This window comes from bacterium (assembly GCA_040755795.1).
GTDB lineage: Bacteria > UBA9089 > CG2-30-40-21 > CG2-30-40-21 > SBAY01 > JBFLXS01.
On sequence record JBFLXS010000671.1, the window covers coordinates 1 to 1439 of the forward strand.

A 1439-nucleotide genomic window follows, 5' to 3' on the forward strand; every position below is an offset into this window, starting at 1 on the left:
TGGACTGACCCCCGAAATTTGGACACCTTGCTAAGATAAGATTTGAGTGGTAAGAAGGAAGCATATGGAGAACAAAAAACCAAAAAGGAAACTTCTTAGTCAATTCAAAGCCCAATTGGTCTTGGAATATTTAAAAGGAGCCAAGTCTCAGGTCGAGATCTGCAGAGAGAATACCCTCAGTCCCAGTTTGTTTGCTAAATGGCTTCGGCAATTCCATCAGAATGTCTTTCGGATCTTCGATGACCCCAGAAACAGCAATATTCAGGCAGAACAGCTCGCCAAGTTAGAAAGAATAATCGGTAAACAAACTATTGAAATCGATTTTTTAAAAGAAGCTCGTAAAAGATTTAACCTCTGAAATGAAAGTTGCCTTCCTCAAAGAAAACATCAATAGCCAATTGTCCTTTCAAAAGAAATGTCAACTCCTGAATTTTAACCGGAATACTGCCTATTACCAACTTAATGATTCCAGGTCAGAAGAAAAGGAAGCTGAAGATTTGGAAATTAAAGAAGAAATTGATAAAATTCAAATAGAGTTCCCTTACTATGGTTATCGTCCAGTCACTGCTGAATTAAGAAGACAGGATAGGCTTATTAACCGAAAAAGGGTTCAGAGAATAATGAAAAAATACGGATTGCTCAGCCAGATTAGAAAGTTATTCAAATCCTTTACTTACAGCCGCCATAAGTTACCAAAATACCCAAATTTAATTAAAAATTTGGCCATAATCACCATTAACCAGGTCTGGGGAGCTGACATCACCTATATCAGGTTAAAGAAAGAATTTGTCTATTTAGCAGTAATTATTGATTTCTATTCCCGAAAGATTAAAGGTTGGGCTCTTTCTAGAAATCTTGATGCCAGTCTAACTATTGAAGCCCTTAGGAAAGCCTTGACCAGGAACCCGAGACCAATCATTCACCATTCGGATCAAGGAGTTCAGTATTGTGACCAAGAATATGTTGAGCTCTTAAAAGAAAATTCCATCCTCATCAGTATGTCTGACAAAGGCAACCCTTATCAGAACAACATTACCGAAAGTTTTTTCAAAACCTTAAAATACAATGAAGTTTATTTAAATGATTATGAAGATTTTGAAGAAGCCTACAGCAACATTGAGAACTTCATTGAGATTGTTTATCAGAAAAAGAGACTTCATTCTTCCTTAGGCTATTTACCTCCGGAGGAATTTGAAGAGAAATTTCTGGAACAGCAAGAAAAACAGCTGGTTTTAGAAGGTTGGTCAAAAAACGACGCACCAGGATGCCTCAGAAAGGCTGTTTCAGACTCGAGACGATGTTTGATACCTCCTCTGGTAGCAAGAAAAATTTAAATAATTTTTTCAAAGGTCGATCGTCGTTAACAAAATTAAATATCCTACCCTCGTAATCTTGTCTTAACTTTCCTAAATTTCTGTTGGAAAACGGGGGTCACTCTC

General features: G+C 37.0%; 2 protein-coding genes. Both read left to right on the plus strand.

Features of this window, described 5'->3' with window-relative positions:
- The first annotated feature begins 64 nt into the window (after positions 1-64).
- Positions 65-358: a helix-turn-helix domain-containing protein gene (locus tag AB1414_20785; protein MEW6609847.1), complete on the plus strand. Its 294-nt coding sequence runs from the start codon at positions 65-67 to the stop codon at positions 356-358.
- Position 359: 1 nt separating this feature from the next.
- The gene (locus AB1414_20790) at positions 360-1334 is read left to right on the plus strand and encodes an IS3 family transposase (protein MEW6609848.1); all 975 of its coding nucleotides are present in this window, start codon (positions 360-362) and stop codon (positions 1332-1334) included.
- Positions 1335-1439: the final 105 nt, after the last annotated feature.

Coding starts and splice junctions, on each gene's coding strand:
- AB1414_20785 (MEW6609847.1), top strand. CDS start 65: ATGGAGAACAAAAAACCAAAAAGGAAACTTCTTAGTCAATTCAAAGCC.
- AB1414_20790 (MEW6609848.1), top strand. CDS start 360: ATGAAAGTTGCCTTCCTCAAAGAAAACATCAATAGCCAATTGTCCTTT.